Origin of the sequence: Psychromarinibacter sediminicola (assembly GCF_029168335.1) — a bacterium.
Lineage (GTDB): Bacteria > Pseudomonadota > Alphaproteobacteria > Rhodobacterales > Rhodobacteraceae > Psychromarinibacter > Psychromarinibacter sediminicola.
The window spans coordinates 61,334-85,372 of sequence record NZ_JARGYC010000004.1 but is presented as its reverse complement, the minus strand read 5'-3'; the positions used below and the strand labels follow the sequence as shown (position 1 = coordinate 85,372).

Here is a 24,039-nt window from a genome sequence, read left to right as displayed (position 1 = left end):
AATGTTTCGCGCGCGAAACATTTTCCGTTTCTTAACAAATGGTTACCGGATCGCGCGCCGGCCGGCCGCCGCCGTCACTCCGGCGCGAGGGGGCGGGCGCCCGGGCCGTGGCTGCCCCAGGCGAGGTCGTGAAAGGTGGCGTCGTCCATCTCGCCGCGGCGCAGCGCGCGGTATTCGCTGGGGGTCAGGCCGACATGGCGCTTGAACACGGTCGCGAAATACTGGCTGGAGGAAAACCCCAGATCCATCGACAGCTCGGTGATCGACAGGTCGCTGGCCATCATCCGGTTGCGCGCCGCCGAGATGCGCCGCTCGATCTGGTGGCTGGCCGGCGTGCGGCCGGTCTCGCGCAGGAACAGCTCGTGGAAATAGCCGGCGCTGAGGCCGAGCCGGGCGGCGAGGTCGGCGACGGTCAGCTTCTCGAAGAGCTGCTCCTCGATCATCGCCAGCGCCGCCTCGACGGTGGGCGAATGCTGCGCCCGCACCACGTCGATATGGTCGTTGACCACGGTGAACAGGATCTGGTGGAAGGCGGCGCGGCTCATCTCCTCGGCGAAGAGCGTCGGCGCGCGCTGCTGGGCGAGGATCATCTCGTACTGCGCCTCGATACCCGGCGAGGCGGGGAAGTGGCGGCGGCGCATAGCGGCGATGCGCGCGGCCAGCCGCCGGCCGGTGCCGCTGCGCAGGCCCGGCAGATCGGGCAGATCGCCGGGATCGAACCGGATCCAGGACCGCCGGCAGGGATGGATCACGGCGCTCGCGCCGCCCTGCCAGTCGCCGGGAAAGTCGATGATGATCGAGCCGGGGCCGGCCTCGTCCAGCCCGTCCTCGGTCAGCCATTCGATGCGGCCCTCGTGCAGGTAGCCGATCTCCAGAAAGTCGAGCCCGTCCGACCGCGCGCCGCCGAGCCGCGGCAGCGTGGTGTCGCAGCGGCCGATGCCGTGCAGATCCGGCAGGACCAGCGCGCTGCGGTCGCGATAGACCTCGAAGATGTCGGCGTTCAAGATTCTCACCTTTCGGATCCGAACGACAGGCCGGGGCGCCGCCACTATCATGACCGGACGACGCCGACGCAAGAGCGGCGCAGGACGGGCCCGGACCGAGCCAGGGAGGAGACATGCCCGCACAGGGACCAAAACAGGGACCAAAGGTCGTCATCATCGGCGCCGGCAGCCTGTTCTTCGGCCGCCAGGCGATCTGGCAGATGGTGCATTCCGGCCACCTGAACACCGGCACGCTGGCGCTGGTCGACACCGACAAGGCGCGGCTCGACAAGCTGGAGCGGCTGGCGCGGGCGGTGATCGAAGAGACCGGCGTGGCGCTGAGGCTGGAGGCCTCGGCGGACCGGCGCGCGGTTCTGGCGGGGGCGGATTTCGTGGTGCTGAGCTTTGCCCGCGACACGGTGCGGTTCCGCGGCCTCGACACGGTGGTGTCCGAGAAATACGGCATCCGCATGTGCTCGGGCGACACGATCGGCCCTGGCGGCGCGTTCCGGGCGATGCGCGAGCTGCCCGAGATCTTCGCCTGCGCCCGCGACATCCGGGCGCTGTGCCCCGAGGCCTGGGTGATCAACTATATCAACCCCGCGGCGGTGAACGGCATCGCGCTGCGCCGCTATGCGCCCGACCTGCGCAGCTTTGCGCTGTGCGACAGCCTGCACATGCCGCATGTCAAGCGCGCCTATGCCGAGCGCGCCGGGCTGATCGCCGAGGGCGCGCCGCTGGATGCCGCGACCGACGCCGCGTTCGACCTGCGAATCGCCGGGGTGAACCATTTCACCTGGGTGCTGATCGCCGCCCATGACGGGCGCGACGTGATGCCGGCGATCGCCGAGTCGATCCGCCGCCGCGCCGCGACCGAGACCGATGGCGGCGACACCGGCGCCAAGGCGCTGCACAACGACGCCATCGGCTATCAGCTGTACGAGAGTTTCGGCGTGGTGCCCGCCTGCGTGTCGCACACCAAGGAATACGTCCGGTTCTGGCAGGGCCACGGCGTGATGCCCACGCAGGTGCCCGCGCTGAAGCTGTGGGAGACCGAGGACCGCTATCGCCGCCACCAGGAGATGTGGGACGGCATCGACGCCTATCTGTCCGGCGCGCGCCCGGTCGCGGCCTTCATGGAGGATTTCGGCCCCGACCACGCCACCGACGTGATCGAGGCGATGTGGGCCGGGCTGGACAAGCCCTTCTACGTGAACACGGAAAACCGCGGCGCGGTCGGCAACATGGCCGATGACGCCTTCCTGGAACTGCTGTGCGACCTGGACATGGAGACCGGCCCGGTGCCGCGCCCGGTAGGCGACATGCCGCGCGGGCTGCGCGGGATGCAGGAGGTGGTGCTGGACACCCACGAGCTGACCGCCGAGGCGGTGCACGAGGGCAGCCGCGACCTCCTGCGGCGGGCGCTGCTGACCGACCCGCTGTCGAACACGATCGAGGATACCGAGGCGCTGATCGACGCGCTTCTGGACGCCGAACGCGACGCGGTCCCGCAGCACTGGTTCGGAGATGCGGGGGCCGTGCGGGCCTGACCGGGCCGCGCCGGGTGGGGGGATGTTCGAGATTCTCCGCCCAGCAAATCGAACGATGACCGGCGCCGATGCTGGTATCGTTCTCAGGCCGGCAAGGCGCGGTCACAGCGCCGCCGGCTCCACATTCCGCCCCGAGGAGGGGGTGACAGGGAGGACCACATGACCGATTCCGTTTTCCGCGGCAGCCGCCGCAAGTTCCTGCAGGTCTCGGCGGCCGCGGCCGCGTCGGCCGCCTCGGGCGCGACGCTGGGGTTCGTCGGCCCGGCCGCGGCGCAGGGGATGAAATACAGCGAGGCGCCGGAGCTGGCCGAGCTGGTCGCCGCCGGGCAATTGCCGCCGGTGGAAGAGCGCCTGCCGGCCGAGCCGGTGGTGGTGGAGCCGATGAACGAGATCGGCGAATACGGCGGCACGATCCGCACCGGGATCATCCAGAACCGCGGCTTTCAGGCGCGGTCGTCCTGGGGGCCCGAGCCGATCCTGCGGATCGCGCGGGACAGCTCGACCATCATCCCGAACCTCGCCGAGAGCTGGGAATACACCAACGGCGGCAAGACCTTCGTGCTGCATATCCGGCCGATCCGGTTTTCCGACGGCGCGCCGCTGAACGCGGCCTGCTTCGATTTCTGGTGGAACCACGTGAACCTGAAGACGGCGCTGACGCCCTCGCCGCTGTCGCAGTTCGTGGTGGCGGGCGAGGTGCCCGAGTTCGAGGTCGTCGACGACTACACGGTGCAGTGGACCTGGTCGAAGCCGCACGCCAACCTGCCGGGCCTTCTGGCGCATTGGGTGGGCGCGCAGATTCCGCGCTGGCTGCCGCGGCACTACCTGGAGCAGTACCACGAGGATTTCGCCGCGGCCGACGCGCTGGCGGCGAAGGTGGACGAGGAAGGCTTCTCGACCTGGGACGAGCTGTTCAACAACCACAGCGCGGCGCAGTACATGATGCCGTTCCAGCACCCCGAGCAGCCCACGCTGCTGCCGTTCCGGCTGCGCGATCCGATGGAGCTGAACACGCTCGTGGCCGAGCGGAACCCCTGGTACTGGAAGGTCGACCCGGAGGGCCAGCAGCTGCCGTATATCGGCGAGATCGTGGTGACCAACTTCGAATCCGGCGACGTGCGCGACGCGGCCATCGCGGCGGGGCAGATGAACTGGGTGAACACCGACACGACCTTCACCAACCTGCCGCTGTATCGCGAGAACGCCGAGCGCGGGAATTACGAGGCGCGGCTGTGGCTGACCTCGCGCGGGGCCGAGCACACGATCATGCTGAACCACGAGGTCAAGGATCCGGTCCTGAAGGCGCTGTTCAACGACATCCGCTTCAAGCGGGCGGTCAGCCACGCCATCGACCGGCAGCTGATCGCCGACGTGGTCTATCTGGGCTTCGGCGTGCCGTCGCAGGTGCAGATGATCCCCGGTTCCGCCTGGCGCAACGAGGACTGGGTCAAGAAGGACACCGCCTACGACCCCGACACCGCCAACGCGCTGCTGGACGAGGTGGGGCTGAGCGAGCGCGACGGCAACGGCATCCGGCTGCGGCCCGACGGCGCGCCGCTGGTGATGAACATGGACTTTCCGGTGGACGATCCCGGCTCGACCCAGGTGGGCGAGCTGCTGATCGAGCTGATGCGCGAGGTCGGGATCACCTTCAACATCCGCCCCATCGCGCGGGAGCAGGTGCGCACGCTTCTGGACAACAACGACATGGAGGTCGGGATCTGGATCGCCGACAAGTGCTCGGACACGATGTTCCCGCACAGCCCCGAATGGCACGTGCCGATGAACGCCTCGGGCGGCTGGAACGCCTGGGGCGCGGCCTATGCCTGGTGGCGCGAGACCGACGGCGAGAAGGGGATCGAGCCCACCGGCGACGTGGCGAAGGTGATCGCGCTGTTCGAGGAGATGCAGGTGACGGTCGACGAGGACCGGCGGCACGAGATCGGCACCGAGATCCTGCGGCTGAACGCCGAGAACCTGTGGAACATCGGCGATGTCGGCGAGGTGCCGATCCCGGTGATCCTGGGGACGAACTTCCGCAACTATCCCGAACAGGGCTTCACCAGCTACGACTGGCTGGGCAACTATCAGTACCAGATCGAGCAGACCTATTTCGAAGGCGGCGAGTGGGTCGGCGAACAGGGCTGAAGCTCCCCTGCCCCGGGCGCGGCGGCGTGCCCGGGGCCGGTCAGGGCATGTCGCGGCAAGCGCGGGCACCGGTCTCGGGCGTCCGGGACATGCGCAACGAACAGGATTGAGCGGGTCGCGCGACGGCGAGGGACCGCGGCGCGCTTTGGAACGGTCGGCAGGTCATGGGCTCCTACATCGTCAGACGTGTGCTGCAGATGATCCTGGTGGTCTTCATCATCTCGATGGTGGCCTTCTTCGTGATCCAGCTGCCGCCGGGCGACTTCGTCACCTCCTACGTGTCGTCCATCGCGGCGGGCGACCGGATCACCCAGGACGCGATCCTGGCGCTGCGGCAGCAGTTCGGGCTCGATGAGCCGCTGCTGATGCAGTATTTCCGGTGGATCACCAACGTGCTGCAGGGCAATTTCGGGCTGTCCTTCCAGCTGCAGCGCACGGTGGGCGATCTCTTGGCCGAGCGGCTGCCGCTGACGCTGGCGATCACCATCCCGACGACGATCTTCGTCTACGCGGTGGCGATCCCGATCGGCATCTACTCGGCGGTGAAGCAGTATTCGGTGGGCGACTATCTGTTCACCTTCGTCGGCTTCATCGGGCTGGCGATCCCCAACTTCCTTCTGGGCATCGTGCTGATCTACCTGTCGACGCGGTATTTCGGCGGCAATGTCGGCGGGCTGTTCAGCCCGGAATTCGAGAATGCGCCCTGGTCCGTCGCGCGGGTGCTGGACATGTCGCGCAACATGGCGCTGGCGATCATCATCATCGGCACCTCCGGCACGGCGGCGACGATGCGGGTGATGCGCGGCATGCTGCTGGACGAGCTGTCCCAGGCCTATGTCGAGACCGCCCGCGCCAAGGGCCTGTCGGAGTGGCGGCTGATCATGAAGTACCCGGTGCGCGTCGCCGTCTCGCCGGTGCTGTCGACGGTGGGCTTCACCCTGCCCGCGATGATCTCGGGGACCGAGATCACCGCGACGGTGCTGAACCTGCCGACGACGGGGCCGCTTCTTCTGAACGCGGTGAAGTCGCAGGACATGTTCCTCGCCGCCTCGATCATCCTGATCCTGTCGGTGCTGACCGTGATCGGCACCTTCATCTCGGACCTGCTGCTGGTCTGGGCCGACCCGAGGATCCGGCTATGAGCGAAGTGCGCACCGACATGCCGGCCGAGGAGCTGCTGGACGAGGCCGAGCCGCGCGCCGAGAGCCGGGCCGCCATCGCCTCGCCCCTGCGGCTGATGTGGTGGAAGTTCAAGCGGCACCGGGTGGCGCTGTGGTCGGGCTATTTCCTGCTATTCGCCTATCTGGTGATGGCGACGGCGGGGTTCTGGGCGCCCTCGACCCCGAACGAGCGCTCGCGTCAGCTCTACGCCCCGCCGCAATGGGTGAAGATCATCGGCCCGGAGGGCGAGCTGCGGCGGCCCTTCGTCTACGGCTACGAAATGACCCGCGACCTGAACACGCTGCGGCCGGTCTATACGCGCGACGAAAGCCAGATCTATCCCATCGAGCTGTTCGTGCGCGGCGCCGAGTACAAGCTGCTGGGCCTGATCCCCTGGGACGTGCATCTGTTCGGGGTGTCGGAGGGCTATATCTATCTGGCCGGCACCGACAGTTTCGGCCGCGACATGTTCACCAGGCTGGTCTACGGCGCGCGGATCACCCTGTCGGTGGGGCTGGTCAGCGTGATGCTGAGCCTGGTGCTGGGGCTGATCATCGGCGGGGTCTCGGGGCTGTACGGCGGCTGGGTCGACAGCGTGACGCAGCGGGTGATCGAGGCGATCATCGCGATCCCGACGATCCCGCTATGGCTGGGGCTTGCCGCGGCGGTGCCGCGCGACTGGCCGGCCGTCTACCAGTATTTCGCGATCCTCGTGGTGCTGTCGCTGATCTCCTGGACCTCGACCGCGCGGGTGGCACGGGGGCGGTTCCTGGCCTTGCGCGAGCAGGATTTCGTGACCGCCGCGCGGGTCTACGGCGCCGGCACCGGGCGGATCATCCGCAAGCATCTGGTGCCCAACATCATGAGCTATGTCATCGTGACGATCACCCTGGCGATCCCGACGATCATCATCGGCGAGACGGCGCTGTCCTTCCTGGGCGTGGGCCTGCGCGCGCCGACGGTCAGCTGGGGCGTTCTGTTGCAGGAGGCGCAGAAGATCCAGGTGATCCAGTTCTACCCGTGGCTGTGGATCGGGCCGGCGCTGTGCGTGATCGTCATCGTGCTGGCGTTCAACTTCGTCGGCGACGGCGCGCGCGACGCGGCGGATCCCTTCTCGAAATGAGGCGGCGATGAGTGATGCGATCCTGAAGGTCCGGGACCTGAAAAAGCACTTCGGCGGCAAGAAGCCCTTGTTCGGCAAGGCGCCGCGGGCGGTGCGGGCGGTGGACGGCATCGACTTCGACCTGCGGCGCGGCGAGACGCTGGGGCTGGTGGGCGAGTCGGGCTGCGGCAAGACCACGCTGGGCCGCTGCATCGTGCGGGCGCACGACCCCACCGGCGGCGAGGTGATCTATGACGACCCCGACCGCGGGCCGGTGGATCTTGCGGCGCTGTCGCGCAAGGAGCTGCAGCCCTACCGGCTGGAGGTCCAGATGATCTTTCAGGACCCGATCGGGTCGCTGAACCCGCGGATGACGCTGCTGGAGATCATCGGCGAGCCGATGATCGTCAACGGCCTCGCGACGGGGGCCGAGGTGAAAAAGCGCGTGGGCGACCTGCTGGTGCGGGTGGGCCTGCGCCGCGAGCACATGAACCGCTATCCGCACGCCTTCTCGGGCGGGCAGCGCCAGCGGATCGGCATCGCCCGGGCGCTGGCGCTGAACCCCAAGGTGATCGTCTGCGACGAGCCGGTCTCGGCGCTGGATGTCTCCGTGCAGGCGCAGATCCTGAACCTGTTGCAGGATCTGCAGCGCGACGGCGACCTGACCTTCCTGTTCATCGCGCACGACCTGGGCGTGGTGGAATATGTCTGCAACCGCGTGGCGGTGATGTATGTCGGCCGGATCGTCGAGCTGGCCGAGACGGACGATCTGTTCGCCAGGCCGCTGCACCCCTATTCCGAGGCGCTTTTGTCGGCGGTGCCGGTGCCCGACCCGGAGGTCGAGGGGCATCCGCACCTGTTGCAGGGGGATGTGGCCAACGCGGTGAACCTGCCGCCCGGCTGCCATTTCCATCCGCGCTGCGTCTATTGCGTCGCGCGCTGCCGCACCGAGGATCCGGAGCTGCGCGAGGTGAACGGGCGCAAGGTGCGCTGCCACCGGGCCGAGGAACTGGACCTGGAGGGCGTGGCGCAGGAGGAGGCGGTCCATGGCTGACACCCCGCTTCTGAAGGTCGAGGATCTGTGTACCCATTACCACCTGCCGCAGGGCACGGTGCGGGCGGTGGACGGCGCGTCGCTGTCGGTGAAGCCGGGGCAGACGGTGGGGATCGTCGGCGAGTCGGGCTGCGGCAAGTCCGTCATGCTGCGCTCGATCCTGCGCATCGTGCCCAGGCCGGGGCGGATCGAGAGCGGCCGCATCCTCTATGCCCGCGCCGACGGGCAGGTGACGGATCTGGCCGCGCTGGACCAGGACGGGCGCGCGGCACGGGCGATCCGGGGGGCCGAGATCTCGATGATCTTCCAGGAGCCGATGACCTCGCTGTCGCCGGTGCACACGATCGGCGACCAGATCGGCGAGGCGCTGATCCTGCATCGCGACCTGAGCCGCAAGGCGGCGCGGGCCGAGACCGTCGCGGCGCTCGACCGGGTGGCGATGCCGCGGGCGGAGCGGATCGTGGACATGTACCCCCACGAGATCAGCGGCGGGATGCGGCAGCGGGCGATGATCGCCATGGCGCTGTGCTGCGGGCCGCGGCTGTTGATGGCGGACGAGCCGACCACCGCGCTCGACGTGACGACGCAGGCGCAGATCCTCGCGCTGATGCGGCGGCTGCAGGAAGAGGACGGCATGGCGATCGTCTTCGTCACCCACGATCTGGGCGTGGTGGCGCAGATGACCGAGTTCGTCGTCATCATGTATCTCGGCCGCGTCGTCGAGACCGGGCCGGTGCGCGACATCTACTACCGGCCGAAGCATCCCTATACCCATGCGCTGCTGCACTCGATCCCGAAGCTGGGGCAGCGCCGGGCGGGGGCGCGGCTGCAATCGGTGAAGGGCGGGCTGCCCGATCCGTATCTGACGATGACCGGCTGCCCGTTCGCGCCGCGCTGCCCGCATAACGATGGCGACCGGTGCGAGCGGGAGGCGCCGGCGCTGCGCTCGGTCGGGGCGGCGCAGGAGGTGCGGTGCCATTACGCGGAGCGGCTGGACTTGCAGGGCGTGCGAAAGGCGGTGACGGCATGAAGACGACATTGGACCGGCAGGCGAAGTTCGAACGGGTGCTGCCCCGGCTGCGGCTGGCGCGGCGGGTGCATCCGCGCAGCGCGGCGGTGACCGTGCTGGCCGAGGGGCTGGCGGATCGCTGCGACGTCCTGGCCCGGCTGGTGGACGGGCTGGGGCGCATCCATGCCGAGACGCAGGTGACGCTGGAGCGCGGCGACGGCGAGATCGGGCTGGGCCAGGCGCTGAACCTGCCGCCGGGGCGCTACGAGGTGGTGCTGAGCCCGCCACGGGCGGAGTTTCACGAGGGCGTGCCGGTGGAGCGGCGGCTGCCGCTGACGCTGGCGACCGAGCGGCTGGCGCAGGCGCCGGAGCGGCCGGGGGCGTCGCTCGGCGGCGACGTGATCGACATGCAGCTGGAGCGCGCCGGTCCGGTGGCGGCGCTGGCCCGGATGGCGCGCGGTGCGCCCTGGCAGAAGGACGACGCGGCGCTGGCCGCGGTGGCGGACGCGCCGGCCTTCGCCTTCGCCGTTCTGGCGCTGGCCGAGGAGAGTGCGGCGCCCGAGGCGCGTGCGGCGGCGGCGGCGACGCTGCGCGGGATCGCCGGGGGCGAGGATCTCGCCGCCTGCATCGCCGGGACCGTCGCGGGGCTGCGCGACGACGCGGGCGCCCGGCTGCGGGCGGCGGGGCTTGCCGGCGACGCGGCGCTGGAGACGCCCGAGGTGCTGGCCGGGCTGGTGGCGCTGGCGATGGCGCGGTCGGATCTGGCGGATCTGGTGCAGGCGGTGCTCGACCGGGCGGCGCTGGGGCTGGCGCTGCGATCCGGCGGCGGGGCGCTTGTGGGGCCGGCGGAGGGGCCGGAGGCGTCGGGCATCTCGCGCTTCGCGGCGCTCGGCTATCTGCTGTGGGGCGTCGGGCTGCCGGGCTGCGCCGGGCCGGAGACGCTGGCGCTGGCGGCGGCGGGCTATGACTGCCCGGCGCTGGTGCGCGCCTTCGCGCTGCGGACCGGGCCGGGCGGACATGTCGACGACCGGCGCGCGGTGTGGCGCGACGGACCCGTGGTGCTTTGCGCCGGCGGCGGGCGCTGGCAGATGCGGGTCGGGACGGATGTGGCGCTGGCCGGAGAGGGCGCGGCGCGTGTCGGGACCGGCGAGCTGGTGGCCGAGGGGCCGGTGCCGGCGATCTGCGACCACGCGGACGAGACATCAGTGCAGGACGGCCGGCTCGGGCTGCGGCTCGGCCGGGTGCTGGTGGCGCTGAGCTCGGGGGCGCCGATGAGCCTGGAGAATGCCGCCTCGGGCATCGCGCTCGACGGCGGGTCGGGCCGCTATGTGCTGCGTGTCGGCGCGGGCGACGATCTGGCCGCCTTCGTCGCGGAGGACGGCGCCGATCCCGTCCCGCTCACCCGCCCTGCACCGGAGATCGCGGCAGAGGGCGCCACCGTGACCCTGCGGCTGGGCGGCCATGCCCTGGCGCTCGACTTTTCGGAAGGGACGCCATGAGCATCGTGCAGCACCCGGTCGAGGCAAGGGCGATCACGCCCGACGGGCAGTTCTGGTTCGGCTATTACGACAAGTTTCCGTGGAACGCCTCGGGCCGGTATCACCTTGCGATGCGGGCGGGGTTCATCGACCGGCAGCCGCGCGTCGACGATGCCATCGAGATCGGGCTGATCGACACCGAGGGCGGCAACGCCTGGGCGCCGCTGACCGAGACCACCGCCTGGAGCTGGCAGCAGGGCACGATGCTGCAATGGCTGCCCTCGGCGCCGGAGGACACGATCATCTACAACATCCGCGAGGGCGACGCCTTTCGCGCCGAGATCCGCAATGTGGTCACCGGCGAGACCCGCCGCCTGCCCCGCGCCGTCTATGCCGTGTCGGAGACGCATGCGCTGTGCCTCAACTTCGCGCGGCTGCACCTGACGCGGCCGGGCTACGGCTATGCCGACGGAACGGGCGGGCGGATCGACGACTATCACCCCGACGACGACGGCATCTGGAAGATGGACCTGGCCACCGGCGAGAGCGAGCTGATCGTCTCGCTCGACCGGCTGGCGGGGATCGAGCACCAGGAGACGATGGACATCGCGCCGATGTGGGTGAACCACCTGACCTGGTCGCCCGGCGGCAGCAATTTCGTCTTTCTCAACCGTTGGTTCCGGCAGCATCCGCGGCGGCCGTTCTCGGACCGGTTCTACCGCGCCACGGCGGACGGGCGCGACCTGCGCAAGGTGCATGACAACGGCTATTTCAGCCATTTCACCTATCGCGACGAGACGCATCTGATGGGCCACGGGCGCAAGCCGGACGGCGAAGACGACTATCTGATGTTCGACCTGATGGGCACGCCGGGCTACGAGGTCGTCGGCGGCGACGTGTTCGACTGCGACGGGCATTGCAACTTCGCCTCCGGCGGGCGCTGGTTCGTGACCGACACCTACCCCGATGCCGAGGACCGGCGCACGCTGATGCTGTACGACATGGAGACGGGAACCCGGGTGGATATCGGCCGGTTCCATTCGCCGCCCGAGCTGGAGGGGCCGCTGCGTTGCGACCTGCATCCGCGCTGGAGCCGCGACGGGCGGCGGCTGTCGATCGACAGCGCGCACGCGGGGCGGCGGGCGATCTACGTGCTGGAGGTGGGCGAGATCGTGGACGGCTGAGACCGGCCCGAGGGGCGCTGCGCGCGGCCCGGCGGCCGCGGAAACCGTTTGTTTACCAAACTGAAACCAGCGATTTCAATATGTTATCCGGCGAAACCCCGGCCGGACCCGGCGCAGCGTTGACAGATGCGTGATCCGGGTGGCAGGCGATTGGATGTTTCCGACGTTCTCGGCGGCGTCGCATTTCCTCTCCGCCATTGCCGCTTCAGGAGTACCATCATGATCTTCAAGTACGATCCCGCCGTCGCCGCGCCCGAGCTGCAGACCAAGGGATACGCGCATCTCAAGGATGTCCTGTCGGACGATTTCGTCGCCTACCTGACCGGGTTTCTCGACGCCTGCCTGGCCGAGGACGCGCGCGAGAGCCGGAGCTGGAACATCAAGGGGAAGAAGCGGCAGTTCGTCTTCGACTTCCCCTCCGACGAGAGCGCCGAGGCGTTTCGCCGGGGGCTGGCCGCGCTGACCGGGATCGCGCCGGACGACTTCACCGTCGCCGAGCGGCACCTGAAGGTCTATGACGACCACGCCGCGCCCTTCCCGGCCCCGCACAAGGACCGCGCGGCGTCGCATTACTCGATCGGGCTGCCGATCCGCCTGCCGGAAGGGTCGACCGTCTGCGCCTTTCCCGATCTCGACCCCGGCGAGAACACCGAGGATCACGCCGTCTTCCTGGGCCAGGAGGATCCGGAGACGATCCGGGCGCTCTATGACAGCGACGCGGCGCGGATGCTGAACGAGAGCGTCGGCGATCTGGTGGTGTTCTGGGGCTCGCGCCTCTACCACGAGCGGGTGCGCGGCGCGGGCACGGCGATCCTCTATATCAAGGCGAACGGCGTGGGCGACGACCCGCTGGGCGAGAACATCTATCGCCGGGCGGCCGAGCCTGTCTGACGCGCACTCCGGCGCGCGGCGCGGGCCTGCCCGGCGACGACCGGATGCAGGCCATTGCCGTGCCGAGACACCGACCCCCTGCAAGTACACGGCACCGCCGCGGTCGCGGCGGTGCGATCCGACGCGCCGTGGTCCGCGCCGGCCCGGCCGGTGGCCGTGCGGGAACCGGCCGCGGAGGCCCGGAGAACCCCGCTCCGGCGAATCGTTGTGTGGTGCTGCAGCACATTCTACCCCCGGTTGTGTAGCTCCATTGCACAAACAGCCACGCGCGAGGCGATCCTTGCCCGCCCAGGGACAATGCCGGGTCCGGGAACCGCATTGTCCCGCAACCCCGGCGGGCGCCGGGCGGAAGTTTGTCCCGAACGCGCCGATGGCGAAATCTTGGCGAAACGGTGGCGACCCGGTGCCGGAGCGGGGGTGACGATCCCGCAGCACCGCCCCCTCGACCGCCGCTTTGACAAGGTTCCGAACCCCAGGGAGAGCGCGATGCTCGACAAGTCCATCGGTGCGCAGAAGCCGAAATCCTCCGAGATGAGCCCCGGCCCCGGCTTTCGGGTGCGCGCCGGGTTCGAGCGGCTGCCGCGGGCGCTGGTGGCGCAGTTCGGGGAGTATGAATCCACCGACATCTCGGACGCGATGAACCGCATGTACGCGATGGGCAGCCAGATTCACAACCTGGTCAACGACGCGCCGCTGGTGGGGCCGGCCTGTACCGTCACGGTCTATCCCGGTGACAACCTGATGGTCCACAAGGTGCTGGACATCGCCGAGCCCGGCGACATCGTCGTGGTCGACGCGCGCGGCAGCACCAACGCCGCCGTCATCGGCGACCTGGTCGCGAACAAGGCCCGGCACCGGGGCATCGCGGGCTTCGTCATCGACGGGCTGGTGCGCGACCTGGCGGGGCTGAAGCAATGCGGCCTGCCGGTCTATGCCCGCGGCGTCACGCCGTTCGGGCCGCTGCACCGTGGGCCGGGCGAGATCAACTATCCGGTGAGCTGCGGCGGCATCGTGGTGCATCCCGGCGACGTGGTCCGCGCCGACACCAGCGGGGTGACGGTGGTGCCGCAGGGCCACGCGCGGGAGATCCTGGCGCGACTGGCGGCCGACCGCGCGCGGCTCGCCTCCTATGTGGCCAGCGTGATCGAGGGCGATTTCTCCAACGCCTGGGTCGACGAACAGCTGGCGGCGGCGGGATGCCTGTTCGATGAGTGACGCGGCCGGCATGGTTCCGCGCGGCGTCCGGCTGCCGCGTCCGGGCCTGCCGCGGCTCTACCGCGCGCGGCGCTTGCTGGACCTGTCCGCCGCCGTGCAGCGGCGCCGGATCGCGCCGGTGCGGCAGCGGTTCTACGACAGGCTCTGGGCCGAGGCCGCGCGCGAGATAGGCGCGACGGTCGAGCCGACGCCGCTGCGCCTGACCTGCATCCGGCGCGGGCCCATGGTGACCTATCTGCGCGAGTCCGAGGTCATGCTGGACAATGCGCTGATGTTCGACGTGGTGGGCGACAAGGCGTTCTGCTACCGCCTGTTCGCGGACCGGGGGCTGCCGGTGCCGGCCTATTGCGCCTTCTCGCCGGGCCGGCTTGCCGATGCCGAGACCTTTCTGGAGCTGCTGGGCGCGCCGGTCGCGGTGAAGCCGATGGCGGGCACCGGCGGCGGGCGCGGGGTGACGACCGGCATCCGCACCGCCGCGGCGCTGCGCCGTGCGGCGCGCTACGCCTCGGGCTACGGCCCGCGCCTGCTGGCCGAGGAGGAACTGGGCGGGGAGTCGATCCGGCTTTTGTACCTGGACGGGGTCTTCCTGGACGCGGTGCGGCGCGAACGGCCGCGCGTCACCGGCGACGGCCGCAGCACCCTGCGTGCGCTGATCCGGCAGGAGAACGTGCGCCGCCGCGACGCCGCCGAGCCGGTCGCGCTCAGCCCGCTGCGGCTGGACGAGGACATGCGCAACACGCTGGCGCGCCAGGGGCTGGGCCTGCGCCACGTGCCGGCGGCGGGTACGGAGGTCACGGTGAAGGGCGCGGTGAACGAGAACGCCGCCGCCCAGAACCACAGCATCCGCGACGCGATCCATCCCGATATCGTGGACCGGATCGGGCGGCTGGTGCGGGACATGGGCGTGCGCTTTGCCGGGGTCGACCTGCTGGCCGGCGACGTGTCGCGCCCGCTGGCGGAGACCGACGCGGTGGTCCACGAGGTCAACGCCAATCCCGGCCTGCATCACCATGTCCTGATCTCGGACCCCGCCGCCCGCGCGCCGGTGGCGCAGCGGGTCCTGGCGCATCTGTTCGAGACCGGCAGCGGAGTCGTGGACCCGTGAGCGACCTTCGGATTCCCACCGGGCTGGACCCCTCGGTGCCGGTGCTCGCGCTGGGCGGCGAGGCCAATGCGGTCGAGATGGCGCGCAACCTGGCGCGCTACGGCATCGAGGTGCGGGTCTGCGGCACCCGGGGCTGCTATGCGATCTGGAGCCGCGACGTGGCCGAGGCGCTGCCGGTCCCGGCCGGCGTGGCGCCGCACGACTACTGGGCGGCGCTTCTGCTGTCGCCGGACGGCTCGCGGTTCGCGGGGCATGTGGTGATGGCGATGGACGACGACGCCATCGCCTTCGTGATCGCGCATGCCGACGCCCTGCGCGCGCGCTATCGGCTGGAGCGGTTCGACACCCGGCTGCGGGCCGACATGCTGGACAAGGCGCGGACCATCGAGCTGGCAGCGCAGGCGGACGTGCCGGCGCCGCGGCACTGGCGCGTCTCCGACCCGGCGGATCTGCCGGCGATCCGCGACGCGCTGACCTTCCCGGTGATGGTCAAGCCGATCCACACCTGGCGCTTCGTGCAGGCCTTCGGGCGCAAGCTGTTCATCGTCGAGGACAGCTATGACGAGGTCGTCGAGAAGGTCGCCCTGGCGGCCGAGCGCGGGCTGGAGGTGATGGTGGTCGAGATGATCCCCGGCCCCGACAGCCTGCTGAGCAGCTACTATACCTTCATCGGCGACGACGGCCGGCCGCAGTTCCACTATACCAAGCGCGTGCTGCGCCGGCTGCCGGCCAACCGGGGGCCGGCGGTCTATCATGTCTCGGAGTGGCTGCCGGAGACGGCGGAGGCGGGGCTGCGCTATCTGCAGGGGATCGGCTGGCGCGGGCTGGCCAATATCGAGTTCAAGCGCGACCCGCGCGACGGCCGGCTGAAGGTCATCGAGATCAACACGCGGCTCACCGCCGCGCACCGGCTGCTGGTGCGCGCCGGGGTGCCGACGGACCTGTTCGTCTATTGCGATGCCACGGGGCAGCCCGGGCCGTCGGTGCAGAGCTACCGGCAGGGGCTGACGCTGTGGTATCCGCTGCGCGATGTCCGGGCGTTCCTGGAGCTGAACCGGGCCGGCAAGCTGACCCTGCGCGCCTGGCTCGGCACGCTGCCCGTGCGGCGGCTGATGCTGCCGCTGTTCAGCCTGCGCGACCCGCTGCCGTCGCTGGCGCGGGCGGCCGAGACGCTGGGCGGGCTCCGGCGCCGGCTGTGGTCGCGCGGTGCCTGATCCGGCCCCTGCCCTGCGCGTGCCGCGCGACGCACTGGCGCCTTTCGTGCGCCGGCTGATGGCGGCCGCCGGGGTGGACGCGGACCAGGCGGAAACGGTCTGCGACAACCTTCTGTGGAACGACGCCGCCGGGCGGCGCAATCACGGGCTGGAGCGGCTGCCGATCCTGCTGGAGCGGGTGCGCGCCGGGCTGATCCGCTGCCCCGCCGCGCCGCGCTGGCGCGACCTGGGGCCGTCGCTGGCGCATCTCGACGCCGGCGACTGTTTCGGCCAGCACGCCGGGCGGCTGGTGATCGACCGGGCCGTCGCGCTGGCCGAGGAGACCGGGATCGGCACGGTCGGGGTGAGCCACAGCAACTTCTTCGGCTCCGGCGCCTGTTTCCTGGCCCGCGCGGCGGATCGGGGGATGGTGGGGCTGGCGCTGAGCAATTCGTTCCCGAAGGTGGCGGCGCATGGCGGGCGGCGCCCGGTGCTGGGCACCAACCCGCTGGCCTTCGGGGCGCCGCGCGCCGGGGGGCGGCGGCTTCTGGTGGACATGTCGACGGCGGGGCTGGCCGGCTCGACGCTGCGCGACTGCCGGCGCACCGGCCGGGCGCTGCCCGAGGGGCTGGTCGTCGATGCCGACGGCGCGGCGGTGACCGACCCGGCGGCGGCGGGCGGCGGCGCATTGCTGCCGGCGGCCGGGGCGAAGGGGTTCGGGCTGGCGCTGATGGTGGAGATCCTGGCGGGCGTGCTGACCGGCGCGGGCGTCTCCGACGGCGTGGGCTCGCTCTATGGCGATTTCGAGCGGGCGGGCAACAGCGGGCACGTGTTCCTGGCGCTCGACATCCGCCGCTGGATGCCGCGCGAGGCGTGGGACGACCGGATCGAGGGGCTGTGCGCCGCGGTCGCCGCCTCGGGCGCGCCGGGCGACGTCCGCCTGCCCGGCGAGCTGCGCGAGGCGGAGCTGGCGCGCAGCGACCGGCTGGGCATCGCGCTGGAGGCCGACACGGTCGCGGGGCTCACCTGGCTGGCGCGGGACTGTGACGTGGCCCCGCCCTGGCCGGTGCCGGGCGGGGTGCAGGCGGCGGAGTGACCGGCCCCACTCAGCCCTTGACGCCGGAGGAGATCATCACCGCCTCGGTCACGCGGCGCTGGAAGATCAGGTAGGCGACGGCCACCGGCATCGCGCCGAGCAGCGCCACCGACATCAGCCGGGCATAGAACACGCCGAAGGCGTCGTTGACCTGGGTGATGCCCACCGGAATCGTCATCTTGTTTTCGGTCGTGACCACCAGGAACGGCCAGAAGAACGAGTTCCAGGCGGTGATGAAGGTGACGATGGCCAGCGCCGTGGTGATGCCCCAGTTGAGCGGCAGGTAGACCCGGAACAGCAGCGCGTATTCGCCGCCGCCGTCCAGCAGCACCGCCTCGCGCATTTCCTTCGGCACCGCGTCGAAGAACTGCTTGTAGACGATAATGACCACCGGGACGATCAGCTGCGGCAGGATGATGCCGGCCCAGGTGTTGATCAGCCCCATCTCGTTCATCAGGATGAACTGCGACACGACGAGCGCCTGCGCCGGGATCATGAAGCTGGCCAGCACGATGCCGAACAGCAGCTTGCGGCCGGGAAAGCGCATCTGGCTGATCGCGTAGGCGCACATCATGCCGGAGATGATCACCACCACGGTCAGGATCACCGAGGTGCCGACCGAGTTCCAGTACCAGGTCAGCATCTGGGTGTTGAACAGCGCGTCGATATAGCTCGACAGGTTGAACTGGTCGGGCAGCAGGCCCGCACCGGCGGAGACCACGTGCTCCTCGGTGCGCACCGATGTCACCCCGGCCCAGTAGAGCGGGAAGATCCAGATCACCGCGCCGAGGATCGTGATGAAGCTGAGAATCCGGTTTTCGACTTTTCGGCCGTTCATCGTTTCCCCCTGATCCGGAGCAGCTGGAATTGCAGGATCGAGACCACCATGATGATCACGAACAGAACGAGCGCCACCGCCGAGGCATAGCCGCCGTCGTTCTGCTGGAACGCCTCGCGGTAGACGAGCAGGAGCAGCACCTGGCTGGTGTTGAACGGCCCGCCCTGGCTGAGCAGGTAGACCTGGTCGAAGAGCTTGAGCTGCAGGATCAGCTGCAATGTCAGAACCAGCGCGGTGACGGGCCACAGAAGCGGCCAGGTCACGCGCAGGAACTTCTGCCGCGGCGTCGCGCCGTCGAGCGCGGCGGCCTCGTAGAGCTCCTGCGGGATGTTGCGCAGGCCGGCCAGGAACAGCAGGACGTTGAACCCGTTGGTCCACCAGATCGTGACCACGGCGATCATCGGCATCACCCAGTACGGGTCGCGGAAGACGGCGACGCGCTCGCCGACGAAGAATTCGATGACCGGCTGCAGGATGCCGAACTGGAAATCGAGCATCCAGGCCCAGATCAGCGTGACCACCGAGACCGGCAGGATGTAGGGCAGGAAGAAGACCGCCAGGATCAGCGCCTGCACCCAGCCCTTCAGCCGGTTGACGGCCAGCGCGATGGCCAGCGCGATCGCGGTGGTCGGGATGATCGTCAGCAGCAGGAAATAGCCGTTGTTCTTCAGCGCGATCCAGAACAGCCGGTCGCCCAGCAGGTCGCGGTAGTTGTCCAGCCCGACCCATTCGCCGGCGCCGATCAGCGGCGCGTCGGTAAAGCTGAGCTGGATCACCTTGTAGGTCGGCCAGGCGAAGACCAGCAGGAAGGTCAGGGTGAACGGCGCGATCAGCGACAGGGCGATGAGATTGCGCCGGAGCGTCTTGTTCTTGGTGGCCATCTGCGCGTCCCGAAAGGTTGAAGGGAGGGGCCGCGGTCAGCCGCGGCCCCCGGTGGGCGGATGGATCAGTCCATCGCGCCTTCGAGCTCGTCCTTGAGCTGCGCCACCGCCTCTTCCGGCGGGAAGAAGCCGTGGATCGACGGGATCATGATGTTCAGCGCCGTGTCGTAGACCGGCGAGGCCACGCCCGCGATCTCGCTGCGCGGATCGAAGAACGCGGTGTCGGCCAGCGAGGCATAGGTCGCGTTCGGCTCCATCGACTGATAGGCGTCGCTCTGGGTGGTCGGCACGTAGGCCGGGATGTGGCCCGCATCGGCCCAGCCGATGGAGTTGCGGTTCATCCAGCCGATCACGGTCATCACCGCGTCGCGCTTTTCTTCCGACATCTCGTCCTCGCCCTGGACCGGGATCGCGAAGGCGTGGGAATCCGCCCAGGTCGCGGTTTCGTCCAGCAGAGTCGGCACCTGCACCGCGCCCCATTCGAAGCCCAGCGTGTCCTGGGCCGCCATGTCGGTCATCGTGGGCACTTCCCAGACGCCGTTCATGTGGAACGCCGACTGCCCGGAGGTGAACAGCGCCACCGAGGCCTCGTATTCCGCCTGCTCGGGGATCCAGCCCGCCTCGCGCCAGTCGCGCATGATCTCCAGCGCGCGGGTGGCCTTTTCGGTGTTGTCGCCGGGCAGGACCTCGCCGTCCTCGATCAGCTGGCCGCCCTGCTGGCCGAGCAGCGTGTAGAAGACGCGCCAGACGCCACCCTCGCCGCCGGTCTGGAAGCTGAGCGGGTTCTCCGAGCCGTTCTCCTCGGCGACCTCCAGCGCGCGGTTGAAGTCCTCCAGGCTGTCGATGCCGGTCAGCTCGCCGTTGTCGTCGAGGAACTCGGTGCCTTCGAGGTAGCTCTTGTTGTAGTAGAGCACGATCGAGTGGATATCGAACGGCACCGCGTAGAGCGTCCCGTCAGGTCCGCTCGCCGCGTCGACGGCCGAGGGGAAGAAGTCGTCGGTCGACAGGCCGGCGGCCTCCAGGTCGTCGTCGGTGATCGGCGACAGCACGCCCTCTTCCAGCGCGAGCGGGATGCGCGACAGGTGATAGGTCATAATGTCCGGCCCCTCGCCCACCGCGGCGGAGGTGCGCACCTTGGTGTAGAACGGGATGCCCCATTCCAGCGTGGTGGCGGTGATGTTGATGTCGGGATGTTCCTCGTTGAACTCCTCGATCAGCGCCTTCATGCGCACGCCGTCGCCGCCGGCGAGGAAGTCCCACCAGACCACCTCGGTCTGGGCGAGCGCCGGCCCGGCCAGCATCGTGGCCGTCGTGGCGGCCAGTATCGTCTTCGTTCGGATCATCTTGAAGTCCTCCCAGTATGATCGTGTGCGTCGCCGGCGCCCCATGCGCCGGCGCTTCTCACCTCAGCCGCCGACCCTCGGGGTCGAAGACCAGGATGTCGTCCGGTTCGGCCGTCAGGCCGACCGTGTGTCCTTCCAGCGCCTCGCGCAGGCCGTGGCGCTCCACCACCACGTTGCTGCCGTCCTCCAGCTTGACGTGCAGGTACGACACGCCGCCGAGCTGCTCGACCATGTCGACCTTGGCGCGCAGCCCGTCCTCGGCCAGCGCGATATGCTCGGGGCGGATGCCCAGCGTCACGGTCCGGCCCTCGGGCGCCGCGCCGGTGTGCCTGGCGGTGAACGTGTGCTGTCCGATCCGCGTGCGGGCCTGCATCACGCCGTCGCCGCCGCCGGTGACCTCGGCCTCGAAGAAGTTCATCGCGGGCGAGCCGATGAAGCCGCCGACGAACCGGTTGTCGGGGTCGTCGTAGAGCGTCAGCGGCGTGCCCGCCTGCTGCACCCAGCCGTCGCGCAGCACGAAGATGTCGTTGGCCAGCGTCATCGCCTCGACCTGGTCGTGGGTGACGTAGATCATCGTCGCGCCCAGCTCGCGGTGCAGCCGCGCCAGTTCCAGGCGCATCTGTACCCGCAGCTCGGCGTCCAGGTTCGACAGCGGCTCGTCGAAAAGGAAGACCGAGGGTTGCCGCACGATGGCGCGGCCGATGGCGACGCGCTGGCGCTGGCCGCCCGACAGGTTCGCCGGCCGCTTGGCCAGGTGGTCGGTCAGCTGCAGGATGCGCGCGGCCTCGGCCACCTTCTCGCGGATCACGTCCTTCTTGGCGCCGGCGAGCCGCAGGCTGAAGGCCATGTTGTCGAAGACGGTCAGGTGCGGATAGAGCGCGTAGTTCTGGAACACCATCGCCACGCCGCGGTCGGCGGGCTCCTCTTCGGTCACGTCCTTGCCGTCGATCTCGATCCGCCCGCCCGAGGTGTCCTCCAGCCCCGCGATCATCCGCAGGAGCGTGGACTTGCCGCAGCCCGACGGGCCGACGAAGACGGCGAAATCGCCCTTGGGGATGTCGATGGAGACATCGTGGATCACGTCGACCGAGCCGAAGCTCTTGCGCACGTTCTTGAGGCTGACGCCCGTTGTCATGGCTGCGACCCCCTTACGCCACCTTGAATTTCAGGACGTGGTAGGACAGCGGCGCCAGCCGCCCCTTGAGCGCGCCGTCCTCGATGCCGACGCCGGTGCCGTCCCGCGGCGCGATGGCGTCGGGCTTGTCCGGCCCGTTCGTGGCGGCAAGGTCGTGGCCCTCCATCACCTTGTGCATGACGAGCGACGCGCCCGGGAACCCGGTCAGCGCCATGTCCAGCTCGGCCGTCTCGGTCAGGTGGCGGTTCAGCGCGAAGACGGTGACGGTGCCGGCGCCCGCGTCATGCGTCGCGGCGATGTCCAGGTAGGACACGTCGTCCGCCACCCGGCAGTCGTAGGTCGGCGCATCCACCGCCACGCGCAGCGCGGTGCCGCGGCCGTGCAGCGAGGCCATCTGGTAGGGCCAGTAGATCGTCTGCCGCCAGGCTGGCCCGCCGCGCTCCGCCCGGATCGGCGCGATCACGTTGACCAGCTGCGCGATGCAGGCGATCTTCACGCGGTCCGAGCGGCGGATGAACTCGTTCAGCAGCCCGCCGATGAACAGCGCGTCCTCGAAGTTGTAGTCCTCTTCCAGCAGGTCCGGCGCCTCGGGCCAGTCCCACGTCTTCCAGCGCTGGGTGTCGCTTTCGCGAATGTGATACCAGACGTTCCACTCGTCGAAGCAGATATGGACGTCGTTCTTCGCCCGCTTCTTCGCCTTCACATAGTCGATGACCCCGGCGATGGACTGGATGTAGCGGCCGGTCTCCTCGATCTTGCCGAAGAAGTTCAGCGTGTCCTTGGAGTTGTTGCCGAAATACTTGTGCAGCGAGATGTGGTGGACGTTCTCGTAGCACTCCTCCAGCACCTCGCGCTCCCATTCGGGATAGGTCGGCATCTGGTCGTTGGACGAGCCGCAGACCACCATCTCGGCATCCGGCGTCAGCTGGCGCAGCGCCTTGGCGGTCTCGTTGGCGAGGCGGCCGTATTCCGGCGCCTCCTTGTGGCCGATCTGCCAGGGACCGTCCATCTCGTTGCCCAGGCACCACATCTTGACGTCGTAAGGATCCTCGACGCCGTGGCTGCGGCGCAGGTCGGACCAGAAGCTGCCCGAGGGGTGGTTGACGTATTCGACGAACTCGCGCGCGTCCTGCAGGCCCTTGGAGCCCAGGTTGATGGCCAGCATCATCTCGATGTCGGCCTCCTTCGCCCACCAGGCGAACTCGTTGATGCCGACCTGGTTGGTCTCCTTCGACCGCCAGGCGAGATCCAGCCGCACCGGCCGCTCCTCCTTCGGGCCGATCCCGTCCTTCCAGTCGTAGGCACTGACGAAATTGCCGCCGGGATAGCGGATCGCCGGGATGTTGAGATCCTTGACGAATTTCATCACGTCGCGGCGAAAGCCCATTTCGTCGGCCTCGGGGTGGCCGGGCTCGTAGATGCCGGAATAGATGGCGCGGCCCATATGCTCGATGAAGGCGGCGTAGAGCCGGTCGTCGATCTCGGCGATGCGGAAGTCGCGATGGATGGCGGCGTTGACTTTCATGCGTGTCCTCGTTCTGTCGCGCCGCCCGTGGGCCGGGCGGTCTGCGGGGTGTTCCGATGTCGGGTCCGGGCGGGTCTCATAGCGTCTGCACCTCCACCGCGCGGTCGGGCGACGGCTTCGCGCTGACCGCGAGCGGATTGCGCAGCGGCAGGCCGAAGCCCTCGGCCTCAATCTCGAAGACGTCGCCGGCCTGCGCCATGACGCCTTCGCTGAACGACAGCGTCGCCGTGCCGAACATGTGGATATGGACGTCGCCCGGCTGGCGGAAGACGTCGTACTTGAAGTGGTGATGCTCCAGGTTGGCGAGGCTGTGGGACATGTTCGTCTCGCCGGTCAGGAACGGCGCCTCGAACACCAGTTCGTTGCCGCGCCGGATGCGGCTGATCCCGGCGACGGTCTCGGGCAGGTCGGAGATCAGCACTTCGGGGCCGACCGACGCCTGCCGCAGCTTGGAATGCGACAGGTAGAGGGCGTTGCGCCGCTCCATCACGTGGTCGGAGAACTCGTTGGCCAGCGCAAAGCCGATGCGGACCGGCGTGCCGTCCTCGGCCACCACGTAGAGGCCGGCGACCTCCGGTTCCTCGCCGCCGTCCTCGGCGAAGGCCGGCCGGGTCAGCGCCGCGCCAGGGGCCACCAGCGCGACGCCGGTGCCCTTGAAGAACCATTCCGGCTGGACCCCCGCGATGCCGTGGCGCGGCTTGCCGCCCTCGACACCCATGCGGAACATCCTCATCGCATCGCTGTCCTCGGCCGCCTCCACATCGGGCCCCGCATCGGGCATCTCCGCGCGCGGGACGGCGGCGCCGAGATGGGTCAGCCCGGTGCCGGTGAGCCACAGATGCGCCGGGTCGGGATGGGTGAGCGGCGGCAGCAGGCGGTGTTCGTCGTAGAGCGCCTCCAGGTCGACCGGGCCGGACAGGCCCAGCGCCAGCACCCGCTCGCGCAGCCCCTCGCCGGTGGCGGCGCAGGCGCGGGCCAGATCGTAGAGCGTGTCGGAGGTGGCGACCTCGAACGCCTCGGAGCCTTCGCGCGCAACCAGCTGGATGCGCCCGTCGTCCCGCAGGAATTGCGAAAGCAGCATGTCCGGCGTGCCTCCAGGCGAACCTCTCCTGTCACGCGACAAGGCTTTCGCGCGCGCTTGCGGTCCG

General features: G+C 69.5%; 20 protein-coding genes. 13 read left to right on the top strand and 7 right to left on the bottom strand.

From position 1 onward, the window contains the following. Positions 1-74: 74 nt before the first annotated feature. A complete protein-coding gene (locus P1J78_RS02710) occupies positions 75-1,004 on the bottom strand; it encodes a helix-turn-helix transcriptional regulator (RefSeq protein WP_275565778.1) in 930 nt (309 codons plus the stop codon). A gap of 113 nt (positions 1,005-1,117) precedes the next feature. Here P1J78_RS02710 and P1J78_RS02705 point away from each other — a divergent pair, with 113 nt between their 5' ends. The 13 genes from P1J78_RS02705 to P1J78_RS02645 all read left to right on the top strand — a co-directional run bounded on the left by P1J78_RS02705 (position 1,118) and on the right by P1J78_RS02645 (position 17,169). Continuing rightward, the gene (locus P1J78_RS02705; protein WP_275565777.1) at positions 1,118-2,533 is read left to right on the top strand and encodes a family 4 glycosyl hydrolase; all 1,416 of its coding nucleotides are present in this window, start codon (positions 1,118-1,120) and stop codon (positions 2,531-2,533) included. Between the two features lie 159 nt (positions 2,534-2,692). Continuing rightward, positions 2,693-4,681 (top strand): ABC transporter substrate-binding protein, encoded by a 1,989-nt coding sequence (locus tag P1J78_RS02700; protein WP_275565776.1) that lies wholly within the window; start codon positions 2,693-2,695, stop codon positions 4,679-4,681. Positions 4,682-4,845: 164 nt separating this feature from the next. Next, positions 4,846-5,823, top strand: a complete 978-nt coding sequence (locus tag P1J78_RS02695; RefSeq protein WP_275565775.1) for an ABC transporter permease — start codon at positions 4,846-4,848, stop codon at positions 5,821-5,823. Then, positions 5,820-6,965: an ABC transporter permease gene (locus P1J78_RS02690; protein WP_275565774.1), complete on the top strand. Its 1,146-nt coding sequence runs from the start codon at positions 5,820-5,822 to the stop codon at positions 6,963-6,965. Before P1J78_RS02695 ends, P1J78_RS02690 begins: the two co-directional genes overlap by 4 nt. Before the next feature lie 7 nt (positions 6,966-6,972). Next, entirely contained in the window at positions 6,973-7,998 is a 1,026-nt protein-coding gene (locus P1J78_RS02685; protein ID WP_275565773.1) for an ABC transporter ATP-binding protein, read from the top strand. Further along, positions 7,991-9,028 carry an ABC transporter ATP-binding protein gene (locus P1J78_RS02680; protein WP_275565772.1) on the top strand — a complete coding sequence of 346 codons (1,038 nt, stop codon included), beginning with the start codon at positions 7,991-7,993 and terminating at the stop codon, positions 9,026-9,028. The genes P1J78_RS02685 and P1J78_RS02680 overlap by 8 nt, the downstream gene beginning before the upstream one ends. After that, positions 9,025-10,506: a hypothetical protein gene (locus P1J78_RS02675; RefSeq protein WP_275565771.1), complete on the top strand. Its 1,482-nt coding sequence runs from the start codon at positions 9,025-9,027 to the stop codon at positions 10,504-10,506. Before P1J78_RS02680 ends, P1J78_RS02675 begins: the two co-directional genes overlap by 4 nt. Further along, positions 10,503-11,669, top strand: coding sequence for a hypothetical protein (locus tag P1J78_RS02670; RefSeq protein WP_275565770.1), 1,167 nt, complete (start codon positions 10,503-10,505; stop codon positions 11,667-11,669). The genes P1J78_RS02675 and P1J78_RS02670 overlap by 4 nt, the downstream gene beginning before the upstream one ends. 219 nt (positions 11,670-11,888) lie before the next feature. After that, entirely contained in the window at positions 11,889-12,560 is a 672-nt protein-coding gene (locus P1J78_RS02665) for a hypothetical protein (protein ID WP_275565769.1), read from the top strand. A gap of 486 nt (positions 12,561-13,046) precedes the next feature. Beyond that, entirely contained in the window at positions 13,047-13,775 is a 729-nt protein-coding gene (locus P1J78_RS02660; protein ID WP_275565768.1) for an RraA family protein, read from the top strand. Then, positions 13,768-14,880: a hypothetical protein gene (locus tag P1J78_RS02655; RefSeq protein WP_275565767.1), complete on the top strand. Its 1,113-nt coding sequence runs from the start codon at positions 13,768-13,770 to the stop codon at positions 14,878-14,880. Before P1J78_RS02660 ends, P1J78_RS02655 begins: the two co-directional genes overlap by 8 nt. Beyond that, the gene (locus tag P1J78_RS02650; RefSeq protein WP_275565766.1) at positions 14,877-16,094 is read left to right on the top strand and encodes a carboxylate--amine ligase; all 1,218 of its coding nucleotides are present in this window, start codon (positions 14,877-14,879) and stop codon (positions 16,092-16,094) included. Before P1J78_RS02655 ends, P1J78_RS02650 begins: the two co-directional genes overlap by 4 nt. Positions 16,095-16,113: 19 nt before the next feature. Further along, entirely contained in the window at positions 16,114-17,169 is a 1,056-nt protein-coding gene (locus tag P1J78_RS02645; RefSeq protein ID WP_275565765.1) for an Ldh family oxidoreductase, read from the top strand. A 10-nt stretch (positions 17,170-17,179) separates the two neighbouring features. Here P1J78_RS02645 and P1J78_RS02640 read toward each other — a convergent pair whose 3' ends face one another. The 6 genes from P1J78_RS02640 to araD1 form a co-directional block, all read right to left on the bottom strand. Beyond that, on the bottom strand, positions 17,180-18,007 hold the full coding sequence (locus tag P1J78_RS02640) for a carbohydrate ABC transporter permease (protein ID WP_275565764.1): 828 nt from the start codon (positions 18,005-18,007) through the stop codon (positions 17,180-17,182). Continuing rightward, positions 18,004-18,888, bottom strand: a complete 885-nt coding sequence (locus P1J78_RS02635) for a carbohydrate ABC transporter permease (protein ID WP_275565763.1) — start codon at positions 18,886-18,888, stop codon at positions 18,004-18,006. The genes P1J78_RS02640 and P1J78_RS02635 overlap by 4 nt, the downstream gene beginning before the upstream one ends. Before the next feature lie 65 nt (positions 18,889-18,953). After that, entirely contained in the window at positions 18,954-20,231 is a 1,278-nt protein-coding gene (locus P1J78_RS02630; protein ID WP_275565762.1) for an extracellular solute-binding protein, read from the bottom strand. 58 nt (positions 20,232-20,289) lie between these two features. Beyond that, positions 20,290-21,366 (bottom strand): ABC transporter ATP-binding protein, encoded by a 1,077-nt coding sequence (locus P1J78_RS02625; protein ID WP_275565761.1) that lies wholly within the window; start codon positions 21,364-21,366, stop codon positions 20,290-20,292. A gap of 13 nt (positions 21,367-21,379) precedes the next feature. Next, entirely contained in the window at positions 21,380-22,891 is a 1,512-nt protein-coding gene (gene arfA, locus P1J78_RS02620; protein ID WP_275565760.1) for an arabinosylfuranosidase ArfA, read from the bottom strand. Between the two features lie 76 nt (positions 22,892-22,967). Beyond that, positions 22,968-23,972: an AraD1 family protein gene (araD1, locus tag P1J78_RS02615; protein WP_275565759.1), complete on the bottom strand. Its 1,005-nt coding sequence runs from the start codon at positions 23,970-23,972 to the stop codon at positions 22,968-22,970. Between the last annotated feature and the right edge of the window lie 67 nt (positions 23,973-24,039).

Excerpts from the sequence above, each read along its gene's own strand:
- P1J78_RS02705 (WP_275565777.1), top strand. The coding sequence starts at position 1,118 with ATGCCCGCACAGGGACCAAAACAGGGACCAAAGGTCGTCATCATCGGC.
- P1J78_RS02700 (WP_275565776.1), top strand. The coding sequence starts at position 2,693 with ATGACCGATTCCGTTTTCCGCGGCAGCCGCCGCAAGTTCCTGCAGGTC.
- P1J78_RS02695 (WP_275565775.1), top strand. The coding sequence starts at position 4,846 with ATGGGCTCCTACATCGTCAGACGTGTGCTGCAGATGATCCTGGTGGTC.
- P1J78_RS02690 (WP_275565774.1), top strand. The coding sequence starts at position 5,820 with ATGAGCGAAGTGCGCACCGACATGCCGGCCGAGGAGCTGCTGGACGAG.
- P1J78_RS02685 (WP_275565773.1), top strand. The coding sequence starts at position 6,973 with ATGAGTGATGCGATCCTGAAGGTCCGGGACCTGAAAAAGCACTTCGGC.
- P1J78_RS02680 (WP_275565772.1), top strand. The coding sequence starts at position 7,991 with ATGGCTGACACCCCGCTTCTGAAGGTCGAGGATCTGTGTACCCATTAC.
- P1J78_RS02675 (WP_275565771.1), top strand. The coding sequence starts at position 9,025 with ATGAAGACGACATTGGACCGGCAGGCGAAGTTCGAACGGGTGCTGCCC.
- P1J78_RS02670 (WP_275565770.1), top strand. The coding sequence starts at position 10,503 with ATGAGCATCGTGCAGCACCCGGTCGAGGCAAGGGCGATCACGCCCGAC.
- P1J78_RS02665 (WP_275565769.1), top strand. The coding sequence starts at position 11,889 with ATGATCTTCAAGTACGATCCCGCCGTCGCCGCGCCCGAGCTGCAGACC.
- P1J78_RS02660 (WP_275565768.1), top strand. The coding sequence starts at position 13,047 with ATGCTCGACAAGTCCATCGGTGCGCAGAAGCCGAAATCCTCCGAGATG.
- P1J78_RS02655 (WP_275565767.1), top strand. The coding sequence starts at position 13,768 with ATGAGTGACGCGGCCGGCATGGTTCCGCGCGGCGTCCGGCTGCCGCGT.
- P1J78_RS02640 (WP_275565764.1), bottom strand. The coding sequence starts at position 18,007 with ATGAACGGCCGAAAAGTCGAAAACCGGATTCTCAGCTTCATCACGATC.
- P1J78_RS02635 (WP_275565763.1), bottom strand. The coding sequence starts at position 18,888 with ATGGCCACCAAGAACAAGACGCTCCGGCGCAATCTCATCGCCCTGTCG.
- P1J78_RS02630 (WP_275565762.1), bottom strand. The coding sequence starts at position 20,231 with ATGATCCGAACGAAGACGATACTGGCCGCCACGACGGCCACGATGCTG.
- P1J78_RS02625 (WP_275565761.1), bottom strand. The coding sequence starts at position 21,366 with ATGACAACGGGCGTCAGCCTCAAGAACGTGCGCAAGAGCTTCGGCTCG.
- arfA (WP_275565760.1), bottom strand. The coding sequence starts at position 22,891 with ATGAAAGTCAACGCCGCCATCCATCGCGACTTCCGCATCGCCGAGATC.
- araD1 (WP_275565759.1), bottom strand. The coding sequence starts at position 23,972 with ATGCTGCTTTCGCAATTCCTGCGGGACGACGGGCGCATCCAGCTGGTT.